The sequence below is a fragment of the Methylobacterium sp. WL18 genome (assembly GCF_008040015.1).
Taxonomy (GTDB): Bacteria; Pseudomonadota; Alphaproteobacteria; order Rhizobiales; family Beijerinckiaceae; genus Methylobacterium; species Methylobacterium mesophilicum.
The window spans coordinates 1-3,336 of sequence record NZ_VRVD01000518.1; the positions used below are offsets into that span (position 1 = coordinate 1).

4 protein-coding genes and 1 pseudogene are annotated in these 3,336 nt (G+C 69.8%); 2 read left to right on the forward strand and 3 right to left on the reverse strand.

Features of this window, described 5'->3' with window-relative positions:
- Window positions 1-311 (forward strand): annotated as a pseudogene (locus FV228_RS24175) (sugar transporter); the annotation flags it as partial.
- A 162-nt stretch (window positions 312-473) separates the two neighbouring features.
- Entirely contained in the window at window positions 474-1,610 is a 1,137-nt protein-coding gene (locus FV228_RS24180) for a branched-chain amino acid ABC transporter substrate-binding protein (RefSeq protein ID WP_147856889.1), read from the forward strand.
- A 10-nt stretch (window positions 1,611-1,620) separates the two neighbouring features.
- Here FV228_RS24180 and FV228_RS24185 read toward each other — a convergent pair whose 3' ends face one another.
- From FV228_RS24185 to FV228_RS24195, 3 genes are all read right to left on the reverse strand, one after another.
- Window positions 1,621-2,034 (reverse strand): type II toxin-antitoxin system HicB family antitoxin, encoded by a 414-nt coding sequence (locus tag FV228_RS24185; protein WP_348645071.1) that lies wholly within the window; start codon window positions 2,032-2,034, stop codon window positions 1,621-1,623.
- Between the two features lie 61 nt (window positions 2,035-2,095).
- Window positions 2,096-2,305 (reverse strand): type II toxin-antitoxin system HicA family toxin, encoded by a 210-nt coding sequence (locus FV228_RS24190; RefSeq protein ID WP_147856890.1) that lies wholly within the window; start codon window positions 2,303-2,305, stop codon window positions 2,096-2,098.
- Between the two features lie 228 nt (window positions 2,306-2,533).
- Window positions 2,534-3,100 (reverse strand): protein-tyrosine-phosphatase, encoded by a 567-nt coding sequence (locus FV228_RS24195; protein ID WP_147856891.1) that lies wholly within the window; start codon window positions 3,098-3,100, stop codon window positions 2,534-2,536.
- Between the last annotated feature and the right edge of the window lie 236 nt (window positions 3,101-3,336).

Genomic DNA, 3,336 nt, shown 5'->3' on the forward strand with positions numbered 1-3,336 from the left:
CGCGCGGCCTGTCGGACTTCGCCGCCGACCCGGCCGGCACCTTCATCTTCCGGTTCGAGCCCGCCAGCGTGGTGCGCCGGCTCAACCCGGCCACCAAGCTCACCGGCACGCCGCTGGTGCCGGTGGTGTACCGGATCAACATGCGCGACCCCAACAGCCTGTTCACCACCCAGGCGTTCCGCATGCGCAACCGTGACCTGATCTACGTCTCGAACGCCCCGTTCACCGAGGTCTCGAAGGTGCTGTCCGTCTTCACCTCCGTCACCGGCCCGGTCTCCTCGGTGGCGACCGCCTACTATTACGCGAAGTAAGCACGGGACGACTTTCGCGCGTCGGCGGAAAACAATCGCGTTCCGCCGCGTCCTCGCGTATGGGCTTTGCGTGCGGTTTGGTGCGGCGCGGGAGCGCCCGGACGGAGCCGCGACCCGCCCGCGCCGGTGGCTGACTCGCGCAAGGATGCCTAGAAGAGCCCGATGAAGATCGGACGCGTCGTCTCCGCCCGCGGGCTGTTCCGGCCCACGCTGTTCCCCTTGAGCCTGTGTCTCGCGCTCCTGTCGGCCGGGCCGGCGGCGGCCGATGTCGTGGTCGGCGTCGCGGTCCCGCGCTCGGGCCCCTACGTGGCGGTGGGCGAGCAGGTGCTGCGCGGCGTCGAGGCCGCGGCCCGGGACGCCAACGCCATGGGCGGGCTCGACGGGCAGCCCGTCACCCTCGACGTGCAGGACGATGCCTGCGACTCGAACACCGCCACCGCGGTCGCCAACCACTTCGTGCGCTCCAACGTGCGCCTCGTCGTCGGCCATGTCTGCTCGAACGCCTCGATCGCGGCCTCCGACATCTACGCCCAGAACGGCATCGTGATGATCAGCGCGGCCTCGGTGTCGGCCCGGCTCACGGACCGGGGGCTGCCGAACGTCTTCCGGGTCTGCGGGCGCGACGACGACCAGGCCCGGCTCTCCGCCGCGGTGCTCGCCGAGCGCTTCCGCGACCGCAAGATCGCGCTGATCCAGGACCAGACCCCGGCCTCCCGGACGCTGGCGGCCGCCACCAAGGACAACCTCAACCGGATCGGCATCAACGAGGCCCTGTCCCTGTCGTTCGCGCCGAGCGACGCCGACGACGCCGCCCTGGTGGACCGGCTCAAGGGCGCGGGGATCGAGGTGGTGTATTACGGCGGCGACGCCGCCGAGATGGGCCGCCTCGTGAAGGTCGCCGCCGATCGCGGCTACCGTCCGCAATGGTTCGGCACCTCGGCGATCGCGACGCCGGACTTCGCCAAGGTCGCGGGCTCGGCCAGCAACGGCGTGCTGATGACCTTCTACCTCGATCCGAGCCGCCAGCCCGCCGCCGCCGCCGTCGTGAAGGCGTTCAAGGCCGAGGGCGTCGATCCCACCGGCTCGACCGTCTACGGCTACGCGGCCCTCCAGGCGCTGGTCGCGGCCGGCAACTTCGCCCACTCGGTCGAGCCGAAGCCGATCGCCCAGGCGCTCCATACGGAGCGGTTCGACGTCGTGCTCGGCACGGTCGGGTTCGATTCCAAGGGCGACGTCACCGCCCAGGGCTATGTTCTGTACGTTTGGAAGGACGGGAGCTTTACGCCGGCCGGGAAGTGAGGACCGGGTCTCAGGCTCCGGCCGAAAGCCGCGCCTTGGCGGCCTGGGCCAGGAAGGCGGATCGGCTCTCGCCGGTCGCCTCGGCGGCCCGGTCGATCCGCCGGAGGAGGCCTTCCTCCATCGAGATGTTGACGCGCACGGCCCTGCCAGGAAGCTCGACCTGCACGAGCGCAATCATCGCGTCGCCGCTGTCCTCTTGAAAACCGGGATCGCCGCGCAACTCATCCAGCCCGCGTAGGCGCGGGGCTTCCTCGCCATCCTCCGCCATCCCGGCGACGTGGAAGGCCAGCATCTCGGCGGCCTTGCGATAAAGCGTGTCGAGATCGCCCGCGACCGTGGTCGCCCCCGGGAAATCCGGGAAGGAGGCGCCGAACCGGCCGTCCTCCTGGTGCACCAGCATGACGACGTGAGCCATATCCGCCATCTCGGTTCTCATCGATACTCAGGGGAGGCTTCTTGCCCAGATAGGTTTGCTGCCTGCCCTCTCACCAAACCCATCCGGCTTGCCGATAGATGCTGCGCAGGGTTCCGGTCGGGATCTCCGACTCGCCTGCGTCGATCGTGACCCGTCCGGGTTTGCTCGCATGCTTGAACTGGATGTGGTCTCCAGGGCCCTTTCGGACAACGAACCATCCGTCCTTCTGAAGTGCCGTCATCACCGCACGGGTTTTGCGCGCGCGCGCCGGTCTCGACATCCCGGGAACACTTTCGGCCCGCCTGCCGCTCCGCGCTTCCTGGGTCAGGGATCCACGCGAAGATTCGATACGACAGCCTGATCCTTGAGTGTTTCCTCCTGCGTAGGATTACACAAGTCGCAGCCCAGAGCAACAATCTGTGTGTATGTTTGCGCAATACCCGTCCGTACGCGATGCGAGAAGGAGGCTTCGCTGCATCTCGTCGGAGCGCCTGATCCGAACAATCTCCTACCCCCGCTCGGCAGCATCGACCTCCGCACCGCGTCCCAGCCCGCGCAGCAGCTCGGCGAGGTGCGGCCGGACCCGCAGCTGGAGCGCGTGGAGCTGGCGGACCGCCTCGCTGAGCCGGCCCGCGCGGCCGAGCATCCCATCCGCGAAACCGATCATCCGGGCGTTGGGCCAGGCCGGCTCGCGCAGGGCGTGGAGGCGGGCCACCAGGGCCTCGGCGGAAACGTCGGGTTCGGCCTGGGCGAACAGCATCAGCAGCGCCGCCGTGGAGCGCGACAGGCCGTAATGGCAATGGACCAGGAGGTGGCCCGCGCCGTCGAGGTCGCGCCCGAAGCCGAGGATCGCCGCGACATGCTCGGGCTCGGGCGGCACGAGGCCGTCGCCCGGGCCGAGGCAATCGTGGAAGTGCAGGGTCGTGCGGGCATGGGTGCCGTAGGCGGCGAACGCCTCCGGCTCGGGCGTGCCGGGATCGAGAAGCGACAGGACGTGGCTGACCCCGCTCGCGCCGTGGCCGGCCAGCTCCTCCAGGCCGCAGACGGTGTGCAGGGTGAGGTCGGGGAGGGGCATATCGAAATCGGCTCGCATGGTCGGGCGCCTATCACGGGGGCGGTGCGGTTTCGAGGCGCCATGGCGCCACGGCGGCGGCCCCCGTTCCGCGGGCGCTTTCGAGAACACCCGCGGACGTGCTACCTGCGCGCCGACCTTCCGCCGGCCGGATTGGACACGCTAGAGACGAGATGCCGTTGGACGAGCCCCATGACGCGCCCTCCCGGGCCGCCGGAACCCGCCGCGCGGTCCTGACC

Coding starts and splice junctions, on each gene's coding strand:
- FV228_RS24180 (WP_147856889.1), top strand. CDS start 474: ATGAAGATCGGACGCGTCGTCTCCGCCCGCGGGCTGTTCCGGCCCACG.
- FV228_RS24190 (WP_147856890.1), bottom strand. CDS start 2,305: ATGTCGAGACCGGCGCGCGCGCGCAAAACCCGTGCGGTGATGACGGCA.
- FV228_RS24195 (WP_147856891.1), bottom strand. CDS start 3,100: ATGCCCCTCCCCGACCTCACCCTGCACACCGTCTGCGGCCTGGAGGAG.
- FV228_RS24185 (WP_348645071.1), bottom strand. CDS start 2,034: ATGGCGGATATGGCTCACGTCGTCATGCTGGTGCACCAGGAGGACGGC.